Source organism: Leisingera sp. F5 (genome assembly GCF_001593695.1).
Genome location: NZ_LUKH01000885.1, coordinates 1 through 1,519, shown reverse-complemented (window position 1 = coordinate 1,519; position 1,519 = coordinate 1). Strand labels below are relative to the sequence as shown.

The window sequence follows — 1,519 nt, the reverse complement described above, 5'->3', positions numbered from 1 at the left end:
CATCGGCCATGTCCGCTATCCCACCGCGGGCTCGCTGAGTGCGGCCGAAGCACAGCCGTTTTTTGTGAACGCGCCTTATGGTATCTATCTGGTTCACAACGGCAATATCACCAATACTGCCGAGCAGCGCGAGAAGGTGACCGGCAAATACAGCCGCCATCTGCGCACCACCTCCGATTCCGAAATCATGCTGAACGTGCTGGCCGACAAGGTGGCTGACGCGATCAAGGTCAACGGTAATGCCGAGCCGGTCCGCAACATCTTTGCCGGTGTGAAGATGACCATGGAGCGGATCCAGGGCGCCTATTCGGTGCTGTGCATGATCGCCGGTGTCGGCATGCTGGCGTTCCGCGACCCCAATGGCATCCGCCCGCTGTCCGTGGGCAGACGCCCGGCACAAAGCGGCGGCGAGGATTTCTGCTTTGCCTCTGAAGACGTGGCGTTCGGCATCAACGGCTTTGAAAAGATCCGCGACGTAAAGCCGGGCGAGGCCATTCTTGTTGATCTCGACGGCAACATGCACAGCTTCCAGGCGGTCGAGGGCAAGCTGACACCCTGCATCTTTGAATATGTCTATCTGGCGCGGCCTGATTCGATGATGGACGGTGTTTCCGTCTACAAGACCCAGCTGCGCATGGGCCAGGCGCTGGCCAAGCAGATCCAGGACGCGGGACTGGAAATCGACAGCATCATCCCGGTACCTGATTCGGCACGCCCCGTGGCGCTGGAAGTCGCCAACTCCACCGGCATCCGCTACCGCGAAGGGCTGGTGAAGAACCGTTATGTGGGCCGGACCTTCATCATGCCGGGCCAAGCGGAACGCCAGAAATCGGTGCGCCGCAAGCTGAATGCCATCCCGCTGGAGTTCAAGGGCCGCAACGTGCTGCTGATTGACGATTCCATTGTGCGCGGCAACACGATTAAAAAGATTGTGCAAATGTGCCGCGATGCGGGCGCCAAGAAGGTCTATATCGCCTCTGCCTCACCGCCGGTGAAATACCCGAACGTCTATGGCATCGACATGCCGACCAAGCATGAGCTGATCGCAAATGGCCTCAGCATCGACGAAATCCGCGAAGAGCTGGGGGCGGACGCGCTGTTTTATCAGAGGCTCGAAGACCTGATCTGGGCGGCGCAGGAAGGCAACCCGGACATCCAGGGATTTGACTGCTCCTGCTTTGACGGCAATTACGTCACCGGGGTAACGGCTGAATACCTGGATGCGCTGGAAGGCAGCAGCCGGGTCAGCGCCAAGATCCAGGACATGCCGGCCCCCGGCGCCTCCTGGAATGCCTCGAAACTAGCCACCGGCTGAGGCTGGCGTCCCCGCGGTCCATGGGGGTTTGAACTTCCGGCCGCATCCGCGTATGAGGGCCGCCAACAGTGCATGGGGAGGCGCTGGCCGTGACGGCCCGCGCCTTTTCCTATGCTTCCAGATGAAAGGCCGCCTTTTGGACGCGCATCTTGCCCGCATGCTGACCTCTCCGCGCCAGTGCCGCTGCTGCGGCGCTACCTTTGC

The 1,519-nt window shown here is 61.0% G+C and carries 1 protein-coding gene; it reads left to right on the top strand.

The window, feature by feature from the left end; all coding sequences use genetic code 11:
• Positions 1-1,315, top strand: a 1,315-nt coding sequence (gene purF / locus A2I95_RS37080; RefSeq protein ID WP_291737470.1) for an amidophosphoribosyltransferase, incomplete at its 5' end; no start/stop codon positions are given.
• Positions 1,316-1,519 lie beyond the last annotated feature (204 nt).